Origin of the sequence: Streptomyces ferrugineus (genome assembly GCF_015160855.1) — a bacterium.
Lineage (GTDB): Bacteria > Actinomycetota > Actinomycetes > Streptomycetales > Streptomycetaceae > Streptomyces > Streptomyces ferrugineus.
Genome location: NZ_CP063373.1, coordinates 1,169,265 through 1,194,918, shown reverse-complemented (window position 1 = coordinate 1,194,918; position 25,654 = coordinate 1,169,265). Strand labels below are relative to the sequence as shown.

The following is a 25,654-nucleotide window of genomic DNA, read 5'->3' as shown; positions in this document are numbered from 1 at the left end:
CAGCGGCTCAGTACGGGGCGGTCAGCGGCGTACTGCCTGCCCCCTGCGGGTCAGCCACAGCGCGCCTGCCGCGCCCGCGAGCAGGACCGTGCCGCCGAGGGTGCCGAGGGCGATCGCGGAGTCCTCGGGGCCGGTCTGCGGAAGCTCGTCGCCCGAGCCGGAGCCGCTCTGGGTTCCGCTGTCGGCTCCGCCGCCACCGCTCGCCGCCGTGACGTCGAGGCTCAGCGACGGCCCGGGGTCGTTGGTGGGCGTGCACGTGGTGGTCGTGCCGAGGGCCTTGATGGTGAGGACACCCGCGGTGAAGGTGACCTCGCCGGTCTTCTTCGGGGTGTAGGTGCCCGTCAAGTCGTTGATCTTGATGGGGGTGTTGGCGGGGATCGCCTCCTGGTTGGCCGGGCCGGTCACGTTCATGGTGCCGCTGTCGGCGCCGCCCAGCTTGATGGTGGCGCTCGGGTTCATCGCGCCCTTGCCGAGTTCGACGGGGCTGGACGAGACGCCCTTCTGCCAGGACATGGTGATCTTGTAGCCGCCGCCGCTCTTGACGCCCTTGATGTCGATGGGCGAGACGGCGCTCTTGTCGCCGATCGGCGTCTTGCAGGCGTAGTTGACGTCGACGACCTCGGCCCGGGCCGCGGGGGCGGCCATCAGCACCGCCGAGCCGGCCAGGGCCGCGGCGGTCGCGAGCGCGGCGGTTCGCTTCTGCTTCGACACGGTCCCCTCATTCCTGACGGCATATCAGATCGGCCGTCAAGGTACGCCTGGGGCCTTGAGGAAGGAAGACACGGCGCACGCCGGAGTTGTGGCGATCCGGAGTGCACCGAGTGGAGGGGGTGACCCTGGGTAACCCGGGTCGGGGTTCGGGGTCGGACTTCGGGGTCGGACTTCGGGGTCGGACTTCTGAGTCAGGCTTCAAGATCGCGGGGAGCGGCCGGCCGGTGGGTCGAGCACGGTGTGCGCTCCAGCCCGGGTGGCCCCTCGGGGCGCAGGCGGGCGCATGATGACGGAGGAGGCCCGCCGGGCCCCTCCCAGCAAAAACGATTTACGCCGGGGCGCCGAGCTCCGCCCACACCGTCTTGCCCGCGACTCCCGGCGTGCGCATGACGCCCCAGTCCAGGCACAGCCGCTGCACGATGAACATGCCATGGCCGCCGGGGCGCCCCGCGCGGTGCGGGGTGCGCGGCGCCGGCTGGCCGGTGCCCTTGTCGGAGACCTCGAGGCGGATGACCTTGTTGTCGCAGGCGATCCACATCTCGTCCGGGCCCTCGGCGTGCAGACAGGCGTTGGTGACCAGCTCGGAGACCACGAGCAGCACATCCTCGGCCGCGGCCCGCTGGTCGGCGGTGGCGGCGGGCAGCCAGCCCCAGGCGTACAGAGCCTGCCGGGCGAAGTCCCGGGCGAGCGGTACGACCCCGCTCTGGCCCTCGAAGGCCAGTCGGCGGACCTGGCGCCCCGTCGCGGCCTCGGCGGACGCCTCGGGCCCGCTGGGCCGCAGGGCCGGCACGGCGCCCCCGTCGGACGTTCCCGCCCCTGACACGCCCTCCTCGGACGCCCCGGAAGCGCCGCTGGGCTCAGGGCCGCGGTCGCCCGGCGGGAAAGGCCGGGTGGTGCTCATCAGCGCTTCACCTCACCGATTCACCAGTTCAACGTTCACACGATTCAGAAGTCAGTACGCGGAGTCAGTACGTCGTTACACGTTCCTTGCCCGATACGTCGGTCACAGTCCCCCCACCCCCGGTGGCCGACGTCACAGCCGACAGGTTCAGGATGTCTCCTGCCCGACCCGGCCGAGGGAACACCCCTGTATTCGGGCCGAATGATGTGACGTCTGATGCAGCGGCTGACGTGCGGGGTCAGCCGGCGCCGCCGGATCCGTCGGCCAGCGCGGCTTCGAGCGAGTCGTGGACCGTGAAGACGGCCTCGGCCCCTGTGATCTCGAACACTCGGGCGACCACGGGCAGCATGCCCGCGAGATGCACCCCGCCCCCGGCCGCCTCCGCTTTCAGGCGCGCCCCGAGCAGCACGTTCAACCCCGTGGAGTCACAGAACTCGAGCCGCGAGCAGTCGACGACCAGCCGACTGAAGCCTTTGTCGAGGCAGTCCTCGAGTGGCTCACGCAACAAATCGGCGGTGTGGTGATCCAACTCACCCGCCGGGGTCACGACGGCACTGGAGCCCTCTTCCCGCACCTCGACCAGAAGTCGGCCAGACTGTGCGCTGCCGACCGTCCCGCGGTCCATGCCGTGTCTCACTCCCGACGTCGTGGCTGCTGACTGACGCTCTCGAACACTACGCCTTCCCTACGCCCTCCAACACCCGAACATCTACACAGAATCGGACATTTCGGACCAGAGCGCACTTGCGGTGGGCTCGGGAAAGCGGGTAGGGCTAGTAGAGACACGTAACCGACTCGGCCGGCTTGGAGGCGCCGCACACCGCAGTGCACGACAGGCTTCGGCAGCCATATGCCGAGAACGATGGAGGACATCATGTCACCCCGGCTCGACGCATCGCATACCCAGAGCGCGACGTCGGCATCCCTACCGGAACAGCTGGATCCCATCGAGCGCAGCAGCGACGCAGGTTCCGAGCATGCCTTCGAGAATGACTTGGGGCATGACTTGGGCCACGACGACGCACTCGCCGGGCTTCCGGACATCCCCCCGTACGACGAGGTGGGGCCGGTGGACGCACGGGCCCTGTCCAAGACCCTCTTCGAGCGGCTGGAGTCGCTGGAGGAAGGGACCCACGAATACTCGTACGTCCGCAACACGCTCGTCGAACTCAACCTCGCGCTGGTCAAGTTCGCCGCCTCCCGCTTCCGCTCGCGCAGCGAGCCGATGGAGGACATCATCCAGGTCGGCACCATCGGCCTGATCAAGGCGATCGACCGCTTCGAGCTCAGCCGCGGCGTGGAGTTCCCCACCTTCGCGATGCCGACGATCATCGGCGAGATAAAGCGCTTCTTCCGCGACACGTCGTGGTCGGTACGGGTGCCGCGCCGGCTTCAGGAGCTGCGGCTCGACCTGGCCAAGGCCGGTGACGAGCTGGCCCAGCGACTCGACCGCGCGCCCACGGTGGCGGAACTGGCCGAGCGCCTGGGCCTGACCAACGACGAGGTCGTCGAGGGCATGGCGGCGTCGAACGCCTACACCGCCTCGTCGCTGGACGCCCAGCCTGAGGAGGACGACGCCGAGGGCGCGCTGGCCGACCGGATCGGCTACGAGGACCACGGCATCGAGGGCATCGAGTACGTCGAGTCGTTGAAGCCGCTCATCGCCGAACTCCCGCCGCGGGACCGGAAGATCCTCTCCCTGAGGTTCGTCGCGGGCATGACCCAGTCGGAGATCGGCGAGGAACTCGGCATCTCCCAGATGCATGTGTCGCGCCTGCTGTCGCGGACCCTGATCAGACTCAGAAAGGGTCTGACGATCGAGGAGTGACCGGCCGCGGAGCGCCCTCTCCGCCGCGCCGACCCGCACTGTGCCCGGTACCCCGCCGAATTCTGTCGGCAGGGCACCGGGCACAGTGCGTTCGGGCACGGTGCGTTCGGATTCGATCGGATCTTTCACCGGCTGCTCACGGGTTACCCACAGAAACCCTTTCCCCAGGGCTCCCCTTCCTCCACTATGAGCCGTCATACCCGCCGGTAGGACAGAAGTCCGAGCGGGTCGCACGGCCGCAAGGAGGCATGGGGGATGGCTCGGTCCGACGATCGTGGGGACCGTGGCGGGGGCATGCACGAGGGCGCGTCCGACGCGCGACTGACCGAACTGCTGCGCTCCGACACGTCCACCGCGTACACGGCACTCCAGGAACTGCGCACCCGCCATCACGCGCACGTCCTCGCCTACGCCGGTCTGTGCACCCCGAACCACTCCATGGCACGGCAGTTGGCGGCCCAGTCCTTCACCCTCGCGGCCCGCCAGACGGCCCGCGGCATCGACCCCGGCGTCCCCTGGCGCCACCAACTCCTGCTGCTGACCGCCCGGTCGGCCGGGACCTGGGCGACGGACGAGCGCGCGGCGGGCCTCGACGCGAGCGTGCTGCTCGTGCTGAACACGGCCGGCCCCGCCGGCCCGGTCCCGCCCATGCTCACCGCGTTCCAGTCCCTGCCGCCGCGCACCCAGGGCCTGATCTGGTACGGAGTCCTGGAGCAGGAGCCACCGGAGCGCACGGCCGCTCTCCTCGGCCTCACCCGCGAGGACGTCACCTACGGCACCCACCCGGCGCTCCAGCAGCTCTCCCGCGCGTGTCTGCGCGCCCGCCTCGCCGCCTCCGACGACCTCGCCTGCCGCGACTTCGGCCGCCTCATCGAGGAGTCCGTACGGCCCGACAGCCCCCGCGACAGCACTGATCTGCGCGCCCACATGGCCCGCTGCCCGCACTGCACGACGGCGTACGAGGAGTTGTCGGCCCTGCGGGACACTCCGCGCACGGCGCTGGCGGAGGGGTTGTTGCCGTGGGGCGGGACGGCGTATGCGGCCGGGGGCGCGGCACAGACGGCTGAGCGGGTGGCCGGGGGCCTCGCTGCCGGGCGGGGCCGGCCGCTGGACCGGCGCCGGGTCGTGCTGGTGTCGGCGGCGCTCGGGGCGGCGCTGGTGGCGTTCCTGGCGACACAGGGCGACACGTCGTCGCCGGATCCGGTGGGTGCGGCGAGCACCGCGGCGAGCGTGCCGCCGGTCGCGGTGACCGTGACCACGACGGTGTCGGCCACACCATCGGCCTCTGCGTCCTCGCCGTCACCGTCTTCGTCGCCGTCACCCTCGCGGAGCTCCAAGTCGCCCTCGCCCACGCGGAGTTCGACGCCGACGAAGACGGCACGCCCGAAGCCGCCGCCCTCCCCCACATATCCGCCGGGCGGTGCATACGCCCAGGTCGTGAACGTCGCGTCGGGCCTGTGCCTGGACATCGACGGCGCCCCGGCGAACGGCACAAACGTGGTCATGGCCACCTGCACGTCCTCGCGCGACCAACGGTGGCGCGTCGACTCCGCGCGCGGCGTGCTGCAGTCGTACGCCTACCCCGACTACTGCCTGGACAGCCGCGGTTCCGTGTACCGGGGCGTCGGCATTTGGACGTGCGACTCGGTGTACGGATACAACGGGCAGAACCTCAGGTTCTGGGTGGATTCCCGCGGGGTGGTCCGCCCCGGGATCGCCCTGGACCATGCGCTGACACCGGGGGACGACAAGTCGCTGTCCCTGGTGCGGGAGTCGGGGCGGGAGGACCAGCGGTGGCGGGCGGGGGCGTCGTGACGGACCTCTTACGCAGCCGTCACGGCTTTCCGATGTCCACCACCCATACCCCCGTACCGTCATAGGCCTCGGGCGTCGCCGTCAGAATCCGCCCCTCAACGGTGTCGGAGGCGGCGGCGTAGACCGCATGCCCGAACGGCCAGTCCAACCCGGCGGACACCACCTGTTCGACGGCGGCCGTACCTGCAAAATCGAGCGGCAGGAACTCCAAACCCGGCAAGGCTCCGACATGCGCCGCCACGCCAGGCCGTTCCAGGCCGGCTGCGACGAGGCACAGGGCCGGAACGTGCGCACGCCGGGCCGGATCGTCAACCTCTACGACGGCCAGCCCGGAGAGCAGCCGGTGCCCGCGGCAGAGGGCAAGGACCGCCGTGTGATCCAGAATGATCACCTGCGACTTCCCACTTGGCCGGCAGTGATCGCCGCCCGCCTCTCCCGCGCGTCCCGCACATCGTCCTCGGTGAGGTCTTCCCGCAGGTGGGCGCGCACATAGGCCACGGCCCGGGCCGTTCGCTCGGCCCGCTCGGTCTCGGTGGGCGTCGCTGCGAGGATGCGCTCGACGTATGCGCGAGAATACATCTGAATACCTGAGGCAGGCCGCCTCGATGACTTGCTCGAGATCATGGCCCGCATACCAACGCTGCTCCAGCGCGATTCGGTCGTGATGGACAACTGCGGGGATCAGCTTCCTACGTGCGCGCCCTTCCGCCAGACCCCGCCGACCAGCGGCACACCCGGCCGGTACGCCAGGTGGACATGGCTCGGGGCGTCGAGCAGGAGCAGGTCGGCGCGGGAGCCCGGAGTGAGGCGGCCGATGTCGTCGCGGCGCAGGGCCGCCGCGCCGCCCGCCGTCGCCGACCAGAGCGCCTCGTCCGGGGTCATCCCCATGTCCCGTACCGCGAGCGCGATGCAGAACGGGACGGAGGAGGTGAAGGACGAGCCGGGGTTGCAGTCGGTGGACAGGGCGACGGTGACACCGGCGTCGAGGAGGCGGCGGGCGTCGGGCCACTCTGCGCGGGTGGAGAACTCGGCGCCGGGAAGCAGGGTGGCGACGGTACGGCTGTTCGCGAGGGCGTCGACGTCGGCGTCGGTGAGGTGGGTGCAGTGGTCGGCGCTGGCGGCGTCCAGTTCGACGGCGAGCTGGACGCCGGGGCCGTAGGAGAGCTGGTTGGCGTGGATGCGGGGGTGCAGCCCCTTCGCCTTGCCCGCCGTCAGGATCGCGCGGGCCTGGTCGCCGTCGAAGGCGCCCTTCTCGCAGAAGACGTCGATCCAACGGGCGTACGGGGCGCAGGCGTCGAGCATCTCGCCGGTGACGAGGGCGACGTACGACGCCGGGTCGTCGGCGTGGTCCGGGGAGACGATGTGGGCGCCGAGGTAGGTGACCTCGTCGGTGTGGGCGGCGGCGATGCGCAGGGCCCGGGCCTCGTCCCGGACGGTGAGGCCGTAACCGGACTTGGTCTCGAAGGTGGTGGTGCCCTGGCGCAGGGCCTCGCGCAGGTAGTGGGTGAGGTTGGCTTCGAGTTCCTCGTCGCTCGCCGCCCGTGTGGCCGCGACGGTCGTGCGGATGCCGCCGGCGCTGTACGGCCGCCCCGACATCCGGGCGTTGAACTCCTGGGTGCGGTCGCCCGCGAAGACGAGGTGGGAGTGGGAGTCCACGAAGCCGGGGATGACGGCCCGGCCACCTGCGTCGAACCGATTGTCAGTGGCGGGTGCTTTGCTTTGATCACCGGTCCACGCGACGCGGTCGCCTTCGATGACGACGGCCGCGTCCTGGATCAGTCCGAGGGGGGAACTGTCACCCAGGGAGGGGTCGTTGGTGACCAGGGCGGCGATGTTGGTGATGAGCGTGCTTGCGGTGCTCGCGGAGTGGGCGGGGCTGTCGGTCGTCGCGTTGCTCATGGCGTCCTTGGTGGCCTGGTCGGCGGTGGGGTCGGGTTCGGGGGCGCAGGCGGGCCGCGCGGGCGGGCGGCCGGGGGTCATCCGCGCAGGGCTTCGACGGCGTCCGCGAGGGCTCGCGGCACATCCGGTACGAGGGTGTGGGCCCCGTCCCGCACGACGTGCCGGCCTGCCACGACCGTATGCGACACGTCTGCTGCCGACGCGGCGAATACGGCCGTCTCGGCCCCGAGCCGCGGAAGCGGCCCTGCCGTCCTGACCGAGTCGAGCGCGACCGTCGTGAAGTCGGCGAGCGCGCCGGCCTCCAGGGTGCCCGCGCCGTCCCAGCCGAGCGCCGCGTGGCCGTCGGCGGAGGCCGCCCGCAGCAGGGCCGCCGCCGTCCAGTGACCGCGGGTGCGGGTGCGCAGGCGCTCGTTGAGCTCCATCGCGCGCGCCTCTTCGAGCAGGTCGATCACGGCGTGGCTGTCGGAGCCGAGACAGAGCGGGGAGCCCTCGTTCTGCAGGGCGGCGGCCGGTCCGATGCCGTCGGCGAGGTCCCGCTCGGTGGTCGGGCACATACAGGTGCCGGTGCCGCTGCCGCCGATCAGGGAGATGTCCTCGGCGGTGAGGTGGGTGTTGTGGACGCCGGTGGTGCGCGGGCCGAGGACGCCGTGCAGGGCGAGGAGCTGGGTCGGGGTGCAGCCGTGGACCTCCAGACAGGCCTCGTTCTCGGCGGTCTGCTCGGACAGGTGCACATGGAGCGGGGCCCGCCGCTCCTCGGCCCACCGCGCCACGGTCTCCAACTGGTCGGCGGGCACGGCCCGTACGGAGTGGACGGCCGCCCCGATCCGTGCGTGATCTTGTTCCTTGAGAACTGAACAGCGTTCGGCCCAGGCCTCGGCGTTCCCGTCGGAGAAGCGGAGCTGGTGGGTGTTGGGGGCCTGTCCGAAGCCGGAGGAGAGGTAGGCGGTGTCGAGGAGGGTGATCCGGATGCCGGCTTCGGCGGCGGCCGCGATCAGGGCCTCGCCCATCGCGTTGGGGTCGGCGTAGGGGGTGCCGCCCGGCGCGTGGTGGACGTAGTGGAACTCGCCGACCGCCGTGATCCCGGCCAGCGCCATCTCGGCGTACACGGCGCGGGCGAGGGCGTGATAGGTCTCCGGGGTGAGCCGGTCGGCGGTGGCGTACATGACCTCGCGCCAGGTCCAGAAGGTGCCCGAGCCGACCTGGACGGTGCCGCGCAGGGCGCGGTGGAAGGCGTGGCTGTGGGCGTTCGCCAGGCCGGGGAGGGTCAGTCCGCGCAGCGGCTCGGCTCCCGGGGGCGGGGCGGGGACGTCGGTCCGGACGGCGGCGATACGGCCGTCGCGCACCTCCAGGGCGACACCCGGCTCGACGTGGGTTTCGAGCCAGGCGTGCTCCAGCCAGTACGTACGGGTCCGCTCGGTGGGCGTCACGTGCAGGCCAGTCCTTCCAGTACGTCGGCGAGGGCGATGACTCCGGCCACGCAGTCGTCCTCGGCGGCGAACTCGGCCGGGGAGTGCGAGACGCCCGTGGGGTTGCGTACGAACAGCATGGCGGTCGGAATCGTGCCGGAGAGGATTCCGGCGTCGTGTCCGGCACCGGTACCCAGGACGGGCACGGTGATGTCGGTGTCCTTGACCAGGATGCGGGCCAGTTCGTCGCGCAGGGCGTGGTCGAACTCGACCACGGGCGTGAAGGACTCCCGGACGACGTCGAGGTCGATGCCGTGCGCCTCCGCGTACTGCCGGGCCGCCTTCTCGATGCCGCCGACGACGGCGTCGAGGCTCGACTGGTCCTCGGCACGGGAGTCGAGCCAGCCGCGCACCAGGGAGGGGATGGCGTTGACGCCGTTGGGCTCGACGGCGATCTTGCCGAAGGTGGCGACGGCACCGGCGAGTTCGGCCTCCCGGCGGGCGGCGAGCACGGTCTCGGCGTACGTCAGCATGGGGTCGCGCCGGTCCACGAGCCGGGTGGTCCCCGCGTGGTTGGCCTCGCCCCGGAAGTCGAACCGCCACCGGCCGTGCGGCCAGATGGCGCTGGCGATGCCGACCCGGTCGCCGGACAGGTCCAGCGCCCGCCCCTGCTCGACATGCAGTTCGACGAAGGCGCCGATGCGGCCGAGCCGCTCGGGGTCGGGGCCGATGGAGCCGGGGTCGTAGCCGGCGGCCTCCATGGCGTGGGGCAGGCTGACGCCGTCGCCGTCGGTCAGCCGGTGGGCGTCGTCGACGGTGAGCTGCCCGGCGGTGAGCCGGGAGCCGACACAGGCGAGCCCGAAGCGGGCGCCCTCCTCGTCGCCGAAGTTGACGATGGCGAGGGGCTTGGCGAGGTCCACGCCCCTGCCGCGCAGTTCGTCGAGGGCCGCGAAGGAGGACACGACGCCCAAGGGCCCGTCGAAGGCCCCTCCGTCCGGCACGGAGTCGAGATGCGACCCGGTGACGACGGCGTCCCCGGCGGCGGGGTCGCCGAGCCAGGCCCACTGGTTCCCGTTCCGGTCGACCTCGTAGGTCAGCCCGCGGGACTCCGCCTGCTGCTTGAACCAGGCCCGGCAGTCGAGGTCGGCGCCGGTCCAGGCGTAGCGACGGTAGCCGCCGGAGGCGGAGCTGCGGCCGATCGGCAGCAGCTCCGCCCACATGCTGTGGAAGGTCACGCGTCGTCACCTTCACGCATCGGGACCCGCACACCGCGCTCGTCGGCGACCGACTCCGCGATGTCGTACCCCGCGTCCACGTGCCGGATGACGCCCATGCCCGGGTCGTTCGTCAGCACCCGGCGGATCTTCTCGCCGCCCAGCTTCGTGCCGTCGGCCACCGTCACCTGGCCGGCGTGGAGGGACCGGCCCATGCCGACCCCGCCGCCGTGGTGGATGGACACCCAGGACGCCCCGGAGGCCACATTGACCATGGCGTTCAGCAGCGGCCAGTCGGCGATCGCGTCGGAGCCGTCGAGCATGGCCTCGGTCTCGCGGTACGGCGAGGCGACGGACCCGCAGTCGAGGTGGTCGCGGCCGATCGCCAGGGGCGCGGTCAGCTCGCCGCTGGCGACCATGTCGTTGAAGCGCTCGCCCGCCTTGTCCCGCTCGCCGTAGCCGAGCCAGCAGATGCGTGCGGGCAGGCCCTGGAAGTGGACCCGCTCGCCGGCCATCCTGATCCAGCGGGCGAGGGACTCGTTCTCCGGGAACAGCTCCAGGATCGCCTTGTCGGTCCTGGCGATGTCGGCCGGGTCGCCCGAGAGGGCCGCCCAGCGGAAGGGGCCCTTGCCCTCGCAGAAGAGGGGGCGGATGTAGGCGGGGACGAAGCCGGGGAAGGCGAAGGCCCGGTCGTAGCCGGCGAGTCGGGCCTCGCCGCGGATCGAGTTGCCGTAGTCGAAGACCTCGGCGCCGGCGTCCATGAAGCCGACCATGGCTTCGACGTGCCGCGCCATCGACTCGCGTGCCCGGCTCGTGAAGCCCGCCGGGTCCTTGGCGGCGTAGGAGGCCATCTCGTCGAAGTCGACGCCCAGCGGGAGGTAGGCCAGCGGGTCGTGGGCCGAGGTCTGGTCGGTCACGATGTCGATGGGTGCGCCCATGGCGAGGAGCTGCGGCACCAGTTCGGCCGCGTTGCCGAGGACGCCGATGGACAGCGGGCGGCGGGCGTCGCGGGCCTCGGTGGCCAGTTGGAGGGCGTGGTCGAGGGAGTCGGCCTTCACGTCCAGGTAGCGGTGCTCGATGCGCCGCTCGATGGCGCGCGGGTCGCAGTCGACGCAGATGGCGACGCCGTCGTTCATGGTCACGGCGAGCGGCTGGGCGCCGCCCATGCCGCCGAGGCCGGCGGTGAGGGTGATCGTCCCGGCGAGGGTGCCGCCGAACTTCTTGGCGGCGACGGCGGCGAAGGTCTCGTAGGTGCCCTGGAGGATGCCCTGGGTGCCGATGTAGATCCAGGAGCCGGCCGTCATCTGGCCGTACATGGTCAGGCCCAGCTGTTCCAGTCGGCGGAACTCCTCCCAGTTGGCCCAGTCGCCGACCAGGTTGGAGTTGGCGATCAGGACGCGCGGGGCCCACTCGTGGGTCTGCATGACGCCGACGGGGCGGCCGGACTGGACGAGCATCGTCTCGTCCTGCTTCAGGGTCCTCAGGGTGCGCACCATCGCGTCGAAGGAGCGCCAGTCGCGGGCCGCCTTGCCGGTGCCGCCGTAGACGACGAGCTTGTCGGGGTGCTCGGCGACCTCGGGGTCGAGGTTGTTCTGGAGCATCCGCAGGGCGGCTTCCTGCTGCCATCCCAGGGCGCTCGGTTCCGTACCGCGCGGTGCTCGTACGGGGCGGGGTCCTGACATGGTCTGCCTCCCAGCGGACGGTGACTGCGGACTGTTGAGGTGGATATTCACATCCTGGCGCTCTGAATAGAGCTAGTCAATACATCGGTGCGCCAGCACGGTCGCGTTCCGGGTGTTTGGCTGGATGCATGAGCTCGGACGACGGCATGACGGGGGATGTTGTGGGAATACCGGAGTACGACGCCGGCCGGGTGGCCCGGCGCGACGAGGCGGTGCGGGCGGCCGTGGAGCAGGGGCTGCTCGGGCCGGACTCACCCATCGTCGGGCTGCTGGACGTCACCGGCATCCGGGAGTCCGCGGCGGCGCTGCGGGCGGCGTTCGACGCGCTGGTGGCGCCGGGCACACCGGTGCTGCACGCCTTCGCGGTGAAGGCGACCCCGCTGGTGCCGGTGCTGCGGCTGCTGCGCGACGAGGGCATCGGCGCGGAGGTGGCGAGCCCGGGGGAGCTGGCGCTGGCGCGGGCGGCGGGGCTGCGCCCGGAGCGGACGGTCCTGGACTCGCCCGCGAAGACGCCGGCCGAGCTGCGCGAGGCGCTGGCGCTGGGTGTCGCGGTCAACGCGGACAACCCGCAGGAGCTGGACCGCATCGACGCTCTCATGAGGTCGGCCGCGAGTCGCTCACCGCTCGGGATACGGGTGAATCCGCAGGTCGGCGGGGGTTCGATCGAGGCGACGTCCACGGCCACGGCGACCTCGAAGTTCGGGGTGGCGCTGCGCGACGAGGGGGCGCGGGAGTGGGTCGTACGGGCGTATCAGGACCGTCCGTGGCTGACCCGGCTGCATGCGCACACCGGCTCTCAGGGCATCCCGCTGTCGCTGATGGCACAAGGGGTCGCGCAGGCGTTCGCGCTGGCCGAGGAGATCAACCGGCGGATCGGGCGGCGGCAGATCGACACGCTCGACATCGGCGGTGGACTGCCGGTGAACTTCGCGTCGGACGCGACCACGCCGACCTACGCGCAGTACGCGCGGCTGCTGGGCGAGGCGGTGCCGGGGCTGTTCGACGGGCGCTACGGGCTGGTCACGGAGTTCGGGCGCTCGCTGCTCGCCAAGCACGGGACGGTCGTGGCGCGGGTCGAGTACGCCAAGAGCGCCGGCGGCCGGCCGGTGGCGGTCACGCACGCGGGTGTGCAGGTGGCGACCCGGACGGTGTACGCGCCGGGGAGCTGGCCGCTGAGGATCGCCGCCTACGACGGCAAGGGGCGCCCGAAGGAGGGCCCGGCGGTGGTGCAGGACGTGGCCGGGCCGGCCTGCTTCTCGGGTGATCTGCTGGCCGAGGGGAGCGCGCTGCCGCTGCTGGCGCAGGGCGACTACGCGGCGGCGCTGGACACGGGGGCGTACTACTTCGCGCACCACTACGCGTACAACTCCCTCGCCCGGCCCGGTGTGTACGGCTTCGCGCCGGACGACGCCGGGGGCATCGCCTTCGCGACGGTGCGCGAGCCGCAGTCGCTGGACGAGATCGTGGCCGAATCGGGAGGGGCGCACGCGGGCTCGCTCACCACCCTGCCCGCGCCGAGGCGGCGTTGACGTACGCCGATCCGGAGCCGTACACCATACGAGATCAAGTCACGTGAAAACGGGGTCAGTTGACCCACCCTAGCCCCTCGGGGCATGTTCCACTGGAAAATGCCCGAACGCTCACTCGCCGCACACACGTTGCGTAGCTTGGCCGTCACTCAGCCGGACCCCGAGGGCGGGAGGGGAGCGACGGTGCCCGGAATCGACGAGTGCCTGCTGGAGACGATGCGGCTGCCAGGTGCGCGTGGCGCCGCACTGGTCGACTGGACGAGCGGACTGGCCCTGGGCACCGTGGGCGATCCTCCGGGCGGCGACCACGAGACGGCGGCGGCCGAGGCGGCGGAGCTGGCGCGGCTGGCCGCCGAGCAGCAGGCGTTCGGGCCGGGGGACGGCGCCGACGTCCCGGATCCGCCCGTCGAGGACGTGATCCTCAGCAACCGGGACAGCTACCACGTGCTGCGGTTCGTGCCGACGTCGTTCGACAGCAGCGTGTTCCTGTATCTGTGGCTGGCCCGCGCGGACGGCAATCTCGCGCTGGCCCGCATCCGGCTCGGCGAGATGGCCGAACGGCTGGTGCTGGGATGACCGCGGTCGGAACCACCCCGCCACCGCGCCTGCCGGTCCGGGACCGCACGGCGGCCCGGGTGCGCTGCGGGGGCGGCGTCTCCCCGATGCTGACCCGGCTCGCCGAGGAGCGGGCCACCGGGGTCCTGGACCGCGAGCACGGCACGCTCCATCTGGCCGAGGGCCGGATCGTGCACGCCGAGAGCCCGCTCGCACCCGGCCTCGGCGTGCTCCTGACGGCCCATGGCGCCCTCGACGCCGAGACCTGGCGGGACGTCGAGGACAGCGCCGACGAGGGGCGGCTGCGGCGGTACGGCGTCACGCCGGGCGCGCTGGAGCTGGCGCAGGTCGGCGCGGTGTACGACGCCGCGTACTTCGCCCTCGCGCCCAGCAGCACGCCGGGCCGCTTCCGCTACGGCGCCGCGCACTGGCTGGCCGCGGTGCATCCGGTGCCGGTGGCCGAGCTGGAGCGCGAGACGCTGCGCCGCCGCGCGCTGCTGCGCCGTATCTGGCCCGACCCGGCGACCGACGGCGCGCCCCTGATCCGGGCCGACCCGGTGGCGGCGCCGGCGGTCCCGTCCCGGCAGGCCGCCGTGCTGGCCCAGGTGGACGGCGTGCGCAGGGCCGTGGACATCGCGCGGGAGCTGGGCAGACCGGCGTTCCACACGCTGGTGCACCTGCGGCGGCTGGCCGCGGCGGGGCTCGTGTCCGCGCAGCCGCCGCCCGCCCCCGCTCCCCCGCCCGACGCCGCCGCCGATCCCTACGTCGCGCTGCTGAAGAGGGTCAGGGATGCGCTGGAGGCCCTTTGACCGCAAACCCTTCGAGGACCGCGAGCCGACCGGGGCGCCTCGCCCGCGGCAGCGGTCCCGAGCCGAGAGGAGAGACCTGATGGCGGCCGAGGCCCCGATACTCGACGAGTTCCGCCGGCTCAGAGCCCGTGTGCCCCAGCTGACCGGAGCGCTCGCGGCCGGCGTGGACGGCCTCGTCCTCGCCCACGACACCCCGGGCGTCGAACCGGACGGCCTCGCCGCACTGACCGCCGCCGCGCTCGGCGTCGCGGTGCGGGTGACGGACGCGACCGGCCGGGGCGACTTCCGCGAACTGCTCCTGCGCGGGACGGACGGCTATGTCGCCACGTACGCCGCGGGCCGCACCGCCGTGCTGACCCTGCTCGCCACCGACGGCGTCAACGTCGGCCGGCTGCATCTGGAGGGCCGTCGCGCCGGTGCCCGCATCGGGGAGCTCGTGGACGCGAAAGCGACGCCCGCGCGCCGCGGCCCGGCCAAGAGCCCGGCCAAGGAGTCCGCCGGACCCATGCCCACCCGCACCAGAACCGCGCGCGCCGCACGCACCACCACGGCCAACGCGCGTACCGCTACCGAAAGTTGAGAGGGAGACCCACCATGGCCAACACCGAGACCGCACTGAAGGAATGCCTGTCCTCGATCGAGGGCGCGACCGGCGTCGCGCTCGTCGACTACACCAGCGGCATGGCGCTGGGCACGCTCGGCGGCAGCAAGGGCTTCGACCTCAATGTCGCCGCCGCCGGCAACACCGACGTCGTCCGCGCCAAGATGCGCACGATGGAGCACCTCGGCCTCAAGGGCGGCATCGAGGACATCCTGATCACCCTCACCGACCAGTACCACCTGATCCGGCTGATCAGCGGGCGCGGCGGAAACGGGCTCTTCCTGTACCTGGTGCTCGACGTCAAGCGCGCCAACCTGGCCATGGCCAGGCACCAGCTGAAGAAGATCGAGGAGGAGCTGGAGGTCTGACCCGCCCGGCTACACCAGCGCCGCGGTGCGACGGCGGGCCCCGCCCGGGGCCGCGTCGCCCGCGGCGATGCCGGTACTGCGGTAGGCCTTCACGGCCTTGCCCGCCGGGCGGCCACCCCGGCCGTCGAGCCAGTCGACCCGCACCCACAGCAGGACACCGTCGGCCCGCTCCCGCCGCCCGAGCCACGCCGCCTTGAGCCCGAGCCCCGCCCCGCATCCGGCCAGCAGCATCCCGCCGGCCGCCGGCACCGCGAACGCGCTGCCCAGGGCGGCGAGGAACGACAGCAGCAGCCACCAGCGGTGACCCCGGCGCCAGTTGCGGACGGCGACGGCACGGTCCTGGAGCACATCGTGCTTGCCGGCGCGGGCGGCCGAGCCGATCAGGGCGGTGTACCGCCTGCGGCGGAGGTACGCGACCACGGCCGCGGCGACGATGAACAGCGCGGCGCCGGCCAGGACGCCGATCCTGCGGCCGGTCAGCCCCGGCGCCAGCGCACCGATGCCCGCCGCGAACACCCCGAGCCACCACAGCGGCGCCGCCCCGGCCCGTACGACGACGGCCACCCGAGCCAGCCCCTGTCCTCCACCGCGTGCCACGTCCAGCCTCCCGTCTGCGATCTGTCCAGTTGCTGTGCGCGCACGCTAGCCACCGAACGTGAGACGAGTCTTAAGAACCCGCTCGCCCTCAGAAACTCACTCGACGAACAGCCCCCGCGCCGCCGCCCGCGCGTCGAACTCCTCCAGCCGCGCCTGCGCGTCCGGCAGGTCGTCGCACATGGCCTCCAGCAGGACCCGGCCCAGCAGCATCGGCGCGCAGGCCGTGTCGAAGGCGAGGCCGGTGCCGACGGCGGCGGGCAGCAGCAGGTCGGAGACCTTGGCGACCGGCGCGAACGCGGAGTCGGCCACGGTCACCACGGTCAGCCCGGACTCCTTGGCGTAGGAGAGGGTGTCCACGACCTCGCGCGGATGCCGGGGCAGCGCGAAGCAGAGCAGGGTCGTCGCGCCGGCCCGTACGGCGGCGTCGATACGGTCGTGGATCATCGTGCCGCCCTCGTGCAGCAGCCGTACGTCCGGGTGGACCTTGGCGGCGAAGTACGAGAAGCCGTACGCCTGGGAGGCCGCCGCGCGCAGGCCGAGCACGGGCAGCGGGCGGGAGGCCGCGAGCAGGCGGCCGGCCTTCTGCACCGGGCGCGGGTCGGCCAGCACCTCCGCCAGATGCCGCAGGTTCTCGATCTCGGCCTCGACGGCCTGCTGGTACTCGTTGTACGAGCCGGTGTCCGCCGCGGGCTCGACGGGCGCGACCTCGCGCAGGTGCCTGCGCAGCGCCGGGTAGCCGTCGAAGCCGAGGGCGACGGCGAAGCGGGTCACGGACGGCTGGCTGACCCCGGCCAGCTCGGCCAGCTCGACGCTGGACAGGAACGGCACGTCGGCGGCCCGGCGCACCATGCTGTGCGCGATACGCCGCTGGGTCGGCGTCAGCCGGTGCCCCTCGAAGAGCGCCTGAAGTCGCGCGGCGGGGCTGTCCGTCCCGCCCGTGTTCCTGTCCGCGCTCATGCCGCGCTCCCCCTCCAGATCTCCGTGAACCGGTCCAGCAGTGCCGCCGCCGCGGTCACGTCGTCGGTGAGCGGGCGGTCGGCCGGGTCGTCGTCGAGCACCGACTCCGCCAGCGAAAGCGCCCGGCCGACCGGAAGCCCAGGGTCGGGCCTGAGGCCGCGCTGGCGCAACGCCCGTACGGCGGCGACGAGTTCGCAGCCGACGACGAGACGGTACGCGCCGCACGCGCGCAGTGTCTGCCGCGCGGCGAGCGAGGCGAAGCTGGCCTGCTCCTCCACGCCCCGGGAGAGTACAGCGTGGCCGAGCGAGGCGGGGGCGGAGAAGGCCCGCAGATCGCCGAGGGCGGCTCCGGCGGCGTACTCCAGGATCATCACGCCGGACGAGGCGGCCTCCTGGTCGGCGAGGAAGGGCCGCAGACGGGTGTAGGCGGGCTCGTTCAGGGTGGACAGTCGGGAGGTCGACAGCCGGGCCACCTGGGTCAGCGCCAGCCGGAAGTGGTCCAGGGCGAGGGCGAGTTGGGCCTGGTAGAAGCCGCCGTGGTGGTAGGCGGCCATGTCCTCGGGGGAGATCAGGGGGTTCTCGGCGGCGGCGTTGATCTCGACCGCGAGCACCTCCCCCAGGGCGTCGGCGGCGTCGTGCGCGGGGCCGTGGATCTGGGGCAGACAGCGGAAGCCGTACGGGTCCTGGATCCGGCCGAGCGGCGGGGTGGGCCGGTCCTCGGCGCCGATCAGCTCCCGCATCCGGCGGGCCACCTCGGTGCTGCCCCGGTGCGGCCGGGCGGTGTGCACGGGGGCGGCGTACGCCTCGTGGGAGCCGTCGACCGCGAGCAGCGACAGGGCGGCGACGACCTGGGTGGCGGCGATGAGGCCGCGCAGTTCGTGCAGGGCCAGGGCGGCCTGGCCGAGGGTGAGGGCGTTGCTGCTGATGAACGCGAGGGCGTCGTTGTTGTCGAGCGGCTGCGGTTCGGGCGCCCCGGAGCCACGCCAGGGGTGCTCGCCGGCCAGCGCGAGGCCGGTCTGGGCCAGGGCCGCGAGGTCTCCGGTGCCGACCGAGCCGAACTCGTTCACGACCGGATGGGCGCCGCTCTCCAGGGCCTCGCACAGCGCGGTGATGACGGTGGGGCGCAGGCCGGCCCCGCCCGCGAGCAGCTGGTTGGCGCGTACCGCGAGCATGGCCCTGACCTGCCGGGCGGGCAGTTCCTCGCCGATGGCACCGGCGTGGCTGCGCAGCAGGCGCAGGCCGTGCTCGGCGGCGGCGTGGGTGGGCACGTCCTCGTTCCGGTTGGCGCCGACGCCGGTGGAGCGGCCGTAGACGCGGCCGGTCGCGGCGATGAGCCGGGCCGCGTCCCAGGACTCCTCGGCGCGTTTCATCGCGTCGGTCGCGGGGACCGGCCGCGCGGTCCCGTCGGCGAGGCGGGCGACGTCCTCGACGCCGAGCCCGATCCCGTCGAGGACGACCAGACCGGTGTGCCCGGAGGACACGACACCGGGGATGTCCACGATCCGAGACGACATCAAGCCCCAACTCCCCTCAACTCGGACATCCGATCTCGCTCTTCAGTCAGCTGTTACTCCGGATTTACACCAACCCGTTGACAACCTATTCAGCTACCAAGAACTCTGCATGACGTTATACAGCCGGGCAAGGGACATCTCATGATCCAGTTCGACGCGGTCCACAAGCGCTTCCCCAACGGCACGACAGCAGTCCACGATCTCTCCCTCCAGATGCCGGAGGGTGGCGTGACCGTCCTGGTCGGATCCTCCGGTTGCGGCAAGACGACCACCCTGCGGATGATCAACCGGATGGTGGAACCGACCTCCGGCACCATCCGGGTCGGCGGCAAGGACGTCATCCGCCAGGACGCCGCCGAGCTGCGCCGCTCCATCGGATACGTCATCCAGCAGGCGGGCCTGTTCCCGCACCGCACCGTGCTCGACAACGTCGCCACCGTGCCGCTGCTGCTCGGCTGGAGCCGCCGCAGGGCTCGTACGAAAGCGGCCGAGCTCCTCGAAACCGTGGGCCTGCCCGCCGAGACCGGCCGCCGCTACCCGCACCAGCTCTCCGGCGGCCAGCAGCAGCGCGTCGGCGTGGCCCGCGCACTCGCCGCCGACCCGCCCGTACTGCTGATGGACGAGCCGTTCGGCGCGGTCGACCCCGTGGTGCGCACCCAGCTCCAGGACGAACTGCTCAGACTCCAGAAGGAGTTGAGCAAGACCATCGTCTTCGTCACGCACGACGTGGACGAGGCCGTACGGCTCGGCGACCAGATCGCGATCTTCCGCACCGGCGGCCACCTGGTCCAGTGCGCCCCGCCCGCCGAACTCCTCGCCCGCCCCGCCGACGACTTCGTGGCCGACTTCCTCGGCGCCGAGCGCGGCCTGAAGCTGCTGTCGCTGCGGACCCTCGCGGACGTCCCGCAGGCCCCGGCGCCGGAGGGCGGCACCTGGAGCCTCGTGCTCGACGAGGCGAACAGGCCCCGGCACTGGGCGTCGAAGGACGCCGAGATCCCCGTACGGCCACTGCGCGACAACGATTCCCTCCTGTCGGCCCTCAACGAGTCGATCGCCTCCCCCACCGGCCTGATAGCCCGCGTGGACGCGGCGGGCGCGCTCACCGGCGTCTCCTCCCGCGACGACATCCACGAGCACGCCGGCCAGGCGCACACGGAAGCCCGGGTGACCGCATGACCATCGACTGGTCGTGGATGGGCGACCACACCGACGACCTCACCGCCCTGACGATCTCCCACCTCCAGGCCGCGCTCACCGCCGTCCTCCTCGGCGTTCTGATCTCCCTCCCCCTCGCGGTGATCGCCCACCGGATCCGCCCCCTGCGCGGCCTCCTGCTCGGCCTCTCGAACGTCCTGTTCACCATCCCGTCGATCGCGATCTTCGTCCTGCTGCTCCCGGTCTCCGGCCTCACCCGGACCACCACCGTCATCGGCCTGACGATCTACACCCTGGTCGTCCTGCTGCGGAACACGGTCGAGGGCCTGGACTCGGTGCCGGTGAAGGTGAAGGAGGCGTCGAAGGCGATGGGCACCAGGCCCCTGCGCACCCTGCTCACCGTCGAGTTCCCGCTCGCCCTCCCCGTGATCATGGCCGGCGTCCGGATCGCGACGGTCATGTCCATCTCCCTGGTCTCGGTCGCGACCTACATCGGCGACGGCGGCCTCGGCCAGCTCTTCACCGACGGCTTCCAGCGCAACTTCCCGACCCCGGTGATCGCCGGAGTGGTCTTGACCCTGCTCCTGGCCGTGGTCGCGGACGCGGCTCTGGTCGCCCTGCAGTACGTACTCACACCCTGGCGGAGGCGGCGAGCCTGACATGTACGAACTCTTCGAGAACCTCGGCGCATGGCTGGTCAGCGGCGAGCAGTGGTCCGGTTCCGACGGCATCGCCCACCGCCTCACCGAACACCTCCAGTACTCCCTGCTCGCCACCCTCATCGCGGCGGCGATCGGCCTCCCCCTCGGCCTGCTGATCGGCCACACCGGCAAGGGCGCCTTCGTCGCGATCAACCTCGCGTCCTTCGGCCGCGCCCTGCCCACCGTCGGCCTGGTCGTGCTGGTCTTCCTGGCCGGCGGACTGTCCATGCTCCCGGTCTACGTCGCGCTGGTCGCCCTCGCCGTCCCGGCGATCGTCACCAACACCTACGCCGGGATGACGGCCGTCGCCCCGGAGGTGAAGGACGCGGCGCGCGGCCAGGGCATGCGCGGCCACCAGGTCCTGCTCCAGGTGGAGCTGCCGCTCGCCCTCCCCCTGATCATGACGGGCCTGCGGCTGGCGCTGATCCAGGTCGTGGCCACGGCCACCATCGCCGCGTACGTCTCCTTCGGCGGCCTGGGCCGCTACGTCTTCGACGGCCTCGCCCAGCGCGACCTCGTGCAGGTACTCGGCGGCGCGGTGCTGGTCGCCGCGGTCGCCGTCGTCCTCGATCTGGCCCTGTCCGGCCTCCAGCGCTTCCTCTTCCGCCACCGCACCGCCTAGGGACCTTTCGATGAACCTCCCGATGAACCGACGCACACTCCTCGGCGGCCTGTTCGCGGCCGCCTCCGTCCCCGCCCTCGCCGCCTGCTCCAGCGGCATCACCTCCCTCGACGGCCAAGGCAGCGCCGGCTCCGGCGGCGGCTCCAGCAAGGGCGGACTCACCATCGGCACCGCCAACTTCACCGAGAACCAGATCCTGGGGTACCTCTACGCCGCCGTGCTCCAGGACGCCGGCGTCAAGGTGACCGTCCGCCCCAACCTCGGCACCCGCGAGATCCTCATCCCCGCCCTCAAGGGCGGTGACATCGACCTGCTCCCGGAGTACCAGGGCGCCCTGCTGCACTACGTCGCCCCCAAGGCGACCGCGACGGAGGAGGGCGAGATGCAGAACGCCCTCACCATGGCCCTGCCCAACGGCCTCCAGGTGCTGCCGTACGGGAGGGCCGAGGACTCGGACGCCTTCGTCGTCACCCGGGAGACGGCCGAGAAGTACGGCCTGGCCTCCCTCGCCGACCTCAGGAAGCAGAACGGCAAGCTGGTCATCGGCGCGGCGCCGGAGGTGAAGAAGCGGGAGGTCGGCGCGGTGGGTCTCAAGGACGTCTACGGCGTGGAGTTCAAGGAGTTCAAGTCCCTCGACTCCTCCGGGCCGCTGGTCAAGGGCGCCCTGAAGAAGGGGGACGTGGACGTGGCGAACCTCTTCACCACCGACACCGACATCCAGGCCAACGGCTGGGTGGTGCTGAGCGACCCCAAGAACCTCATCCCCGGCCAGCACGTGGTGCCCCTCATCGCCGACCGCAAGGCCGACGCCACCGTCCGCAGAGCCCTCGCCCGCCTCGGCAACACCCTGACCACCGCCCAGCTCACCGAGCTGAACCGGCAGGTCGACAAGGACAAGAAGGACCCTGAGGACGTGGCGGACGCGTACGTCCGGGAGCACGGCCTGGTGAAGTGACGGCGCCGCCCTGCCGCGTGCCCCCCGCGGAACAGGGGGGCTAACCCCAGTGCGGCCTTCGTCCCCGCTGCCTACCGTGGGACATATGACCGGAATGGACGCGCGGGACGCCGAGCTCAAGAAGGAACTCAACGCCACCTTGCAGGCCCGCAGGGAACTGGGCGACGACTACGAGTCCGCGCTGGTCGACTCGTTCATGGAGAAGGTCGACCAGCGCATCGACGGGGCGGTCGAGCGCCGGATGCGGCGGCAGCTCGCCGAGCAGCAGATGGTGGCGGCGCGGGGCGCGCGCTCGCCGAAGCCGACGGACTCCTTCGGTGACCGCTTCGGCTTCGGCATCGTCTCCCTGGTACTGGCGATCCCGCTGTCCGGGATCGGCGCCGGCACCGCCGGCCTCAAGGGGCTGCTCGTCTCCTGGTTCGGCATCGTCGGTGTCAACCTCGTCCAGGCGGCCCGCACCAACCCCGGCCTGTTCCGCGGCTGGCGGCGCAGGCCGGACAGGGACGAGGACCGCTGGGAGGAGTGACCTCCGCGGGGAGCGGGGCTCCAGGAGGGCCGCGTCCCTTCCGGGGGCACGTCCGCTCGGTCGCGCGGGACCGGGACCCTCGCGCGCCCAGGACCTTCCCACCGCTACACCACAACGCCTCCACGAAGCCCACGCCCCCACCGACGGCACACCCACTCGGCCCCACACACCCAGGCCCTCGCGCGCCCAGCACCTTCCCGCCGTACCGCCGGGCCTCTCTCGGGACGTGTCCTTCAGGACGACGGTGTCGCCGCGGTGGGGTCCGGCTCCGGAACCCGGCGCCGGCGGCGGCGCTTGAGCAGGGCCCACGGTCCCTTCGGGCCCGTCGGCATCGCCGCCGTGACCTCGGTGCCGGCCTCCGAGGCGGCCTCGGCCGCGGCGCGGGCGACCGGCAGGAAGCCCTCGCGGCGGGTGGCGTCGGGGCGCTCCTCCTCCGCCGGCCACAGGCCCAGGGCCGCGCAGACCGTCGGCAGGACCGCCATGGCCGCCGTGGCGTAGCCCTCCGCGGAGGGGTGGTAGTTGTCGGGGCCGAAGAGCTCGCGCGGGTTCGCCGCGAACTCCGGGCCCAGCAGGTCGCCCAGGGACACCGTGCGCCCGCCCTGCTCGACGACGCCGATCGTCTGCGCGGCCGCCAGCTGCCGGGAGGCCCGGCGGGCCAGCCAGCGCAGCGGCTGCTGGACCGGTTCGATGGTGCCCAGGTCGGGGCAGGTGCCGACGACCACCTCCGCGCCGGCCGTGCGCAGCCGGCGTACCGCCGAGGACAGATGGCGGACCGAGCGGGTTGGCGGCATGCGGTTCGTGACGTCGTTCGCGCCGATCATGATCACGCAGACGTCGGGCGGCACGGCGGGGTCGCCGAGCACGAGGGCCACCTGCCGGTCCAGGTCGTCCGAGCGCGCCCCCGGCAGGGCCACATTGCGCAGGATCACCGGCCGTTCCGCCACCGCCGCCAGTCCCGACGCCAGCAGCGCGCCCGGCGTCTGCCCCGACCGGTGCACACCCTGCCCCGCCGCCGTGGAGTCACCCAGCATCGTCAGGCGCAGCGGCGGGTCGGCGGGGGTCTCGTAGTGGCGGCCGTAGCGGCCGTCGGCGTTCGGTACATGGTTGTTGGTGCCGTTGCCCACGTGCCGCCTGGCCATCCGCACCTCGGCGAGCAGCAGCCCCACGGCCGCCGCGCCCGCCAGACCGATGCCGCCTCCGCCGAACGCGGCGCCCGCCGCGATCCGCCGTGCCACCCTCGCCCTCGACATGTTCGCCATACGTCGCCGCCACCTCCTCGTAGCCGTAGCCCTACATCAACTGCTTGCCCCGCACGGACCGTGGCCCAATCCCAACGGGGAGTGAACGACCTTCGGAACGACCTTCGGCGCAGCCCCGTGGGCCGCCGGGCCGTAGGCTGGCGGAACACTACGACCACACCTTTTGCAGCATCCGGAGACAACGGTGCATTTCCACGACTCGATGATCAGTCTCGTCGGCAACACCCCGCTGGTGAGGCTCAACAACGTGACCAAGGGCATCCAGGCCACCGTCCTGGCCAAGGTCGAGTACTTCAACCCGGGCGGCTCCGTGAAGGACCGCATCGCCCTGCGCATGATCGAGGCCGCGGAGGAGAGCGGTGCGCTCAAGCCCGGCGGCACCATCGTCGAGCCGACCAGCGGCAACACCGGGGTCGGGCTCGCCATCGTGGCCCAGCAGAAGGGGTACAAGTGCATCTTCGTGTGCCCCGACAAGGTCAGCACCGACAAGATCAATGTGCTGCGGGCCTACGGGGCCGAGGTCGTCGTCTGCCCGACCGCCGTGGATCCCGAGCACCCGGACTCCTACTACAACGTCTCCGACCGCCTGGTGCGCGAGACGCCCGGCGCCTGGAAGCCGGACCAGTACTCCAACCCCAACAACCCGCTGTCCCACTACCACTCCACCGGCCCCGAGCTGTGGGAGCAGACGGAGGGACGGATCACCCACTTCGTGGCGGGCGTGGGCACCGGCGGCACCATCTCCGGCACCGGCCGCTATCTGAAGGACGTCAGCGACGGCAAGGTGAAGGTCATCGGCGCCGACCCCGAGGGCTCGGTGTACTCGGGCGGTTCCGGGCGGCCGTATCTCGTCGAGGGCGTCGGTGAGGACTTCTGGCCCACCGCATACGACCGGACCGTCGCCGACGAGATCGTCCCCGTGTCGGACAAGGACTCCTTCCAGATGACCCGGCGCCTGGCCCGCGAGGAGGGGCTGCTGGTCGGCGGCTCCTGCGGCATGGCGGTCGTGGCGGCGCTGAAGGTCGCCGAGCGGCTCGGGCCGGACGACGTCGTGGTCGTGCTGCTCCCCGACAGCGGCCGTGGCTACCTGAGCAAGATCTTCAACGACGAGTGGATGGCCGACTACGGCTTCCTGGAGGACGAGGGCCCGAGCGCGCGCGTCGGCGACGTCCTCAACGACAAGGAGCACGGCGCCATCCCGTCCCTCGTGCACATGCACCCGGACGAGACGGTGGGTCAGGCCATCGAGGTGCTGCGCGAGTACGGCGTCTCGCAGATGCCGATCGTGAAGCCGGGTGCCGGCCACCCGGACGTGATGGCGGCGGAGGTCGTCGGGTCGGTCGTCGAACGGGAGCTGCTCGACGCCCTGTTCACCAAGCGGGCCTCGCTGGAGGACCCGCTGGAGAAGCACATGTCGGCCCCACTGCCGCAGGTCGGCTCCGGTGAGCCGGTCGGCGACCTGATGTCCGTGCTGGGCGCGGCGGACGCGGCGATCGTGCTGGTCGAGGGCAAGCCGACCGGTGTGGTCAGCCGTCAGGACCTGCTGGCCTTCCTGGCCAAGGGCGGAAAGTAGCGGCGAACCCGCGGTGAACTGGCGGTGTCCGCGGCGAACTTGTGGTGACCGGGGCTGCTCGGACCGTCGCGGAACTGGTACGAGCGCGTCACGTTCACGCAGCACCCGCTTAACACGGGTCCGGCACATTGGTGGGTGTCGGCAGGGCGGGAGCGGCTCCCCGCCCCGGCCGGCACCGAACGGCGCCAAGGACCTCCGGAGCGGCTCCCGGACCTCCAAGGACGCCACGGACGCGCAAGCCTGGCCCTGACCCGGCCCGCGTCCCTCGCGGGGACCGCCGTCGTCCCGCCCCCCGGATACGGGGGTGCGGCGGTCCCCGCGCATTTCTTTTCCACGCGCCTGTCCCGGGGTACTCCCTGCTCGAGGGGTCCCTGTCGGCCAGGGCCCAAGCAAGCGCTTAGAAAATTGCGGTCAGGGTCACACCGCCACACCCGTGACCCGCCTCGTACGGCCGGGTAACTTCCCTCACAGTCGTGC

General features: G+C 72.1%; 26 protein-coding genes. 13 read left to right on the top strand and 13 right to left on the bottom strand.

Features of this window, described 5'->3' with window-relative positions:
- Nucleotides 1-21: 21 nt before the first annotated feature.
- The 3 genes from IM697_RS05690 to IM697_RS05680 form a co-directional block, all read right to left on the bottom strand.
- Nucleotides 22-711, bottom strand: a complete 690-nt coding sequence (locus IM697_RS05690) for an LPXTG cell wall anchor domain-containing protein (protein ID WP_194045333.1) — start codon at nucleotides 709-711, stop codon at nucleotides 22-24.
- Between the two features lie 328 nt (nucleotides 712-1,039).
- Nucleotides 1,040-1,612, bottom strand: a complete 573-nt coding sequence (locus IM697_RS05685) for an ATP-binding protein (protein ID WP_194045331.1) — start codon at nucleotides 1,610-1,612, stop codon at nucleotides 1,040-1,042.
- 238 nt (nucleotides 1,613-1,850) lie between these two features.
- Nucleotides 1,851-2,237 carry an STAS domain-containing protein gene (locus tag IM697_RS05680; protein ID WP_194045329.1) on the bottom strand — a complete coding sequence of 129 codons (387 nt, stop codon included), beginning with the start codon at nucleotides 2,235-2,237 and terminating at the stop codon, nucleotides 1,851-1,853.
- 237 nt (nucleotides 2,238-2,474) lie between these two features.
- Here IM697_RS05680 and IM697_RS05675 point away from each other — a divergent pair, with 237 nt between their 5' ends.
- Together IM697_RS05675 and IM697_RS05670 are read left to right on the top strand one after the other, a co-directional pair.
- Complete coding sequence (locus IM697_RS05675) at nucleotides 2,475-3,440, top strand: RNA polymerase sigma factor SigF (protein WP_194045327.1); 966 nt, start codon at nucleotides 2,475-2,477, stop codon at nucleotides 3,438-3,440.
- A 255-nt stretch (nucleotides 3,441-3,695) separates the two neighbouring features.
- Entirely contained in the window at nucleotides 3,696-5,255 is a 1,560-nt protein-coding gene (locus IM697_RS05670) for an RICIN domain-containing protein (RefSeq protein ID WP_194045325.1), read from the top strand.
- Nucleotides 5,256-5,274: 19 nt separating this feature from the next.
- Here IM697_RS05670 and IM697_RS05665 read toward each other — a convergent pair whose 3' ends face one another.
- The 6 genes from IM697_RS05665 to hutU form a co-directional block, all read right to left on the bottom strand.
- Complete coding sequence (locus IM697_RS05665; RefSeq protein WP_194045323.1) at nucleotides 5,275-5,646, bottom strand: PIN domain-containing protein; 372 nt, start codon at nucleotides 5,644-5,646, stop codon at nucleotides 5,275-5,277.
- On the bottom strand, nucleotides 5,643-5,834 hold the full coding sequence (locus tag IM697_RS05660) for a hypothetical protein (RefSeq protein ID WP_194045321.1): 192 nt from the start codon (nucleotides 5,832-5,834) through the stop codon (nucleotides 5,643-5,645). Before IM697_RS05660 ends, IM697_RS05665 begins: the two co-directional genes overlap by 4 nt.
- A 102-nt stretch (nucleotides 5,835-5,936) precedes the next feature.
- Nucleotides 5,937-7,235 carry an imidazolonepropionase gene (gene hutI / locus IM697_RS05655; protein WP_194045319.1) on the bottom strand — a complete coding sequence of 433 codons (1,299 nt, stop codon included), beginning with the start codon at nucleotides 7,233-7,235 and terminating at the stop codon, nucleotides 5,937-5,939.
- Nucleotides 7,232-8,581: a formimidoylglutamate deiminase gene (locus IM697_RS05650; protein WP_228044515.1), complete on the bottom strand. Its 1,350-nt coding sequence runs from the start codon at nucleotides 8,579-8,581 to the stop codon at nucleotides 7,232-7,234. Before IM697_RS05650 ends, hutI begins: the two co-directional genes overlap by 4 nt.
- Nucleotides 8,578-9,795 (bottom strand): allantoate amidohydrolase, encoded by a 1,218-nt coding sequence (locus IM697_RS05645; RefSeq protein ID WP_194045317.1) that lies wholly within the window; start codon nucleotides 9,793-9,795, stop codon nucleotides 8,578-8,580. The genes IM697_RS05650 and IM697_RS05645 overlap by 4 nt, the downstream gene beginning before the upstream one ends.
- A complete protein-coding gene (hutU, locus tag IM697_RS05640) occupies nucleotides 9,792-11,456 on the bottom strand; it encodes a urocanate hydratase (RefSeq protein ID WP_194045316.1) in 1,665 nt (554 codons plus the stop codon). Before hutU ends, IM697_RS05645 begins: the two co-directional genes overlap by 4 nt.
- Nucleotides 11,457-11,584: 128 nt before the next feature.
- Here hutU and IM697_RS05635 point away from each other — a divergent pair, with 128 nt between their 5' ends.
- From IM697_RS05635 to IM697_RS05615, 5 genes are all read left to right on the top strand, one after another.
- The gene (locus IM697_RS05635; RefSeq protein ID WP_194045315.1) at nucleotides 11,585-12,985 is read left to right on the top strand and encodes a type III PLP-dependent enzyme domain-containing protein; all 1,401 of its coding nucleotides are present in this window, start codon (nucleotides 11,585-11,587) and stop codon (nucleotides 12,983-12,985) included.
- A 183-nt stretch (nucleotides 12,986-13,168) separates the two neighbouring features.
- Nucleotides 13,169-13,561, top strand: coding sequence for a hypothetical protein (locus IM697_RS05630; protein WP_194049601.1), 393 nt, complete (start codon nucleotides 13,169-13,171; stop codon nucleotides 13,559-13,561).
- A complete protein-coding gene (locus IM697_RS05625) occupies nucleotides 13,558-14,349 on the top strand; it encodes a transcriptional regulator (RefSeq protein ID WP_194045314.1) in 792 nt (263 codons plus the stop codon). The genes IM697_RS05630 and IM697_RS05625 overlap by 4 nt, the downstream gene beginning before the upstream one ends.
- Before the next feature lie 79 nt (nucleotides 14,350-14,428).
- On the top strand, nucleotides 14,429-14,929 hold the full coding sequence (locus IM697_RS05620) for a roadblock/LC7 domain-containing protein (RefSeq protein ID WP_194045313.1): 501 nt from the start codon (nucleotides 14,429-14,431) through the stop codon (nucleotides 14,927-14,929).
- Nucleotides 14,930-14,943: 14 nt separating this feature from the next.
- Nucleotides 14,944-15,318 carry a roadblock/LC7 domain-containing protein gene (locus tag IM697_RS05615; protein WP_194045307.1) on the top strand — a complete coding sequence of 125 codons (375 nt, stop codon included), beginning with the start codon at nucleotides 14,944-14,946 and terminating at the stop codon, nucleotides 15,316-15,318.
- Nucleotides 15,319-15,327: 9 nt separating this feature from the next.
- Here the strand turns inward: IM697_RS05615 and IM697_RS05610 are convergent, their stop codons facing one another.
- From IM697_RS05610 to IM697_RS05600, 3 genes are all read right to left on the bottom strand, one after another.
- Complete coding sequence (locus tag IM697_RS05610; protein WP_194045305.1) at nucleotides 15,328-15,915, bottom strand: hypothetical protein; 588 nt, start codon at nucleotides 15,913-15,915, stop codon at nucleotides 15,328-15,330.
- Nucleotides 15,916-16,011: 96 nt separating this feature from the next.
- Nucleotides 16,012-16,872, bottom strand: coding sequence for a MurR/RpiR family transcriptional regulator (locus IM697_RS05605; protein WP_194045303.1), 861 nt, complete (start codon nucleotides 16,870-16,872; stop codon nucleotides 16,012-16,014).
- Nucleotides 16,869-18,386 (bottom strand): aromatic amino acid ammonia-lyase, encoded by a 1,518-nt coding sequence (locus tag IM697_RS05600; RefSeq protein ID WP_194045301.1) that lies wholly within the window; start codon nucleotides 18,384-18,386, stop codon nucleotides 16,869-16,871. Before IM697_RS05600 ends, IM697_RS05605 begins: the two co-directional genes overlap by 4 nt.
- Before the next feature lie 141 nt (nucleotides 18,387-18,527).
- Here IM697_RS05600 and IM697_RS05595 point away from each other — a divergent pair, with 141 nt between their 5' ends.
- From IM697_RS05595 to IM697_RS05575, 5 genes are all read left to right on the top strand, one after another.
- A complete protein-coding gene (locus IM697_RS05595; RefSeq protein ID WP_194045299.1) occupies nucleotides 18,528-19,562 on the top strand; it encodes an ABC transporter ATP-binding protein in 1,035 nt (344 codons plus the stop codon).
- Complete coding sequence (locus IM697_RS05590; protein ID WP_194045296.1) at nucleotides 19,559-20,200, top strand: ABC transporter permease; 642 nt, start codon at nucleotides 19,559-19,561, stop codon at nucleotides 20,198-20,200. Before IM697_RS05595 ends, IM697_RS05590 begins: the two co-directional genes overlap by 4 nt.
- A gap of 1 nt (nucleotide 20,201) precedes the next feature.
- Nucleotides 20,202-20,864, top strand: a complete 663-nt coding sequence (locus tag IM697_RS05585; protein WP_194045294.1) for an ABC transporter permease — start codon at nucleotides 20,202-20,204, stop codon at nucleotides 20,862-20,864.
- A 22-nt stretch (nucleotides 20,865-20,886) separates the two neighbouring features.
- Nucleotides 20,887-21,819, top strand: a complete 933-nt coding sequence (locus IM697_RS05580; protein WP_194045292.1) for an ABC transporter substrate-binding protein — start codon at nucleotides 20,887-20,889, stop codon at nucleotides 21,817-21,819.
- 85 nt (nucleotides 21,820-21,904) lie between these two features.
- A complete protein-coding gene (locus tag IM697_RS05575) occupies nucleotides 21,905-22,345 on the top strand; it encodes a hypothetical protein (protein ID WP_194045290.1) in 441 nt (146 codons plus the stop codon).
- 233 nt (nucleotides 22,346-22,578) lie between these two features.
- Here IM697_RS05575 and IM697_RS05570 read toward each other — a convergent pair whose 3' ends face one another.
- A complete protein-coding gene (locus IM697_RS05570) occupies nucleotides 22,579-23,604 on the bottom strand; it encodes an SGNH/GDSL hydrolase family protein (RefSeq protein ID WP_194045288.1) in 1,026 nt (341 codons plus the stop codon).
- A 184-nt stretch (nucleotides 23,605-23,788) separates the two neighbouring features.
- Here IM697_RS05570 and IM697_RS05565 point away from each other — a divergent pair, with 184 nt between their 5' ends.
- Complete coding sequence (locus IM697_RS05565; RefSeq protein ID WP_194045286.1) at nucleotides 23,789-25,177, top strand: cystathionine beta-synthase; 1,389 nt, start codon at nucleotides 23,789-23,791, stop codon at nucleotides 25,175-25,177.
- Nucleotides 25,178-25,654 lie beyond the last annotated feature (477 nt).

What these genes read in the sequence shown, in the direction of transcription:
- IM697_RS05685 (WP_194045331.1), bottom strand. Translation starts at nt 1,612, where the DNA reads ATGAGCACCACCCGGCCTTTCCCGCCGGGCGACCGCGGCCCTGAGCCC.
- IM697_RS05680 (WP_194045329.1), bottom strand. Translation starts at nt 2,237, where the DNA reads ATGGACCGCGGGACGGTCGGCAGCGCACAGTCTGGCCGACTTCTGGTC.
- IM697_RS05675 (WP_194045327.1), top strand. Translation starts at nt 2,475, where the DNA reads ATGGAGGACATCATGTCACCCCGGCTCGACGCATCGCATACCCAGAGC.
- IM697_RS05670 (WP_194045325.1), top strand. Translation starts at nt 3,696, where the DNA reads ATGGCTCGGTCCGACGATCGTGGGGACCGTGGCGGGGGCATGCACGAG.
- IM697_RS05660 (WP_194045321.1), bottom strand. Translation starts at nt 5,834, where the DNA reads ATGTATTCTCGCGCATACGTCGAGCGCATCCTCGCAGCGACGCCCACC.
- hutI (WP_194045319.1), bottom strand. Translation starts at nt 7,235, where the DNA reads ATGACCCCCGGCCGCCCGCCCGCGCGGCCCGCCTGCGCCCCCGAACCC.
- hutU (WP_194045316.1), bottom strand. Translation starts at nt 11,456, where the DNA reads ATGTCAGGACCCCGCCCCGTACGAGCACCGCGCGGTACGGAACCGAGC.
- IM697_RS05635 (WP_194045315.1), top strand. Translation starts at nt 11,585, where the DNA reads ATGAGCTCGGACGACGGCATGACGGGGGATGTTGTGGGAATACCGGAG.
- IM697_RS05625 (WP_194045314.1), top strand. Translation starts at nt 13,558, where the DNA reads ATGACCGCGGTCGGAACCACCCCGCCACCGCGCCTGCCGGTCCGGGAC.
- IM697_RS05620 (WP_194045313.1), top strand. Translation starts at nt 14,429, where the DNA reads ATGGCGGCCGAGGCCCCGATACTCGACGAGTTCCGCCGGCTCAGAGCC.
- IM697_RS05615 (WP_194045307.1), top strand. Translation starts at nt 14,944, where the DNA reads ATGGCCAACACCGAGACCGCACTGAAGGAATGCCTGTCCTCGATCGAG.
- IM697_RS05605 (WP_194045303.1), bottom strand. Translation starts at nt 16,872, where the DNA reads ATGAGCGCGGACAGGAACACGGGCGGGACGGACAGCCCCGCCGCGCGA.
- IM697_RS05600 (WP_194045301.1), bottom strand. Translation starts at nt 18,386, where the DNA reads ATGTCGTCTCGGATCGTGGACATCCCCGGTGTCGTGTCCTCCGGGCAC.
- IM697_RS05595 (WP_194045299.1), top strand. Translation starts at nt 18,528, where the DNA reads ATGATCCAGTTCGACGCGGTCCACAAGCGCTTCCCCAACGGCACGACA.
- IM697_RS05590 (WP_194045296.1), top strand. Translation starts at nt 19,559, where the DNA reads ATGACCATCGACTGGTCGTGGATGGGCGACCACACCGACGACCTCACC.
- IM697_RS05585 (WP_194045294.1), top strand. Translation starts at nt 20,202, where the DNA reads ATGTACGAACTCTTCGAGAACCTCGGCGCATGGCTGGTCAGCGGCGAG.
- IM697_RS05580 (WP_194045292.1), top strand. Translation starts at nt 20,887, where the DNA reads ATGAACCGACGCACACTCCTCGGCGGCCTGTTCGCGGCCGCCTCCGTC.
- IM697_RS05575 (WP_194045290.1), top strand. Translation starts at nt 21,905, where the DNA reads ATGACCGGAATGGACGCGCGGGACGCCGAGCTCAAGAAGGAACTCAAC.
- IM697_RS05570 (WP_194045288.1), bottom strand. Translation starts at nt 23,604, where the DNA reads ATGGCGAACATGTCGAGGGCGAGGGTGGCACGGCGGATCGCGGCGGGC.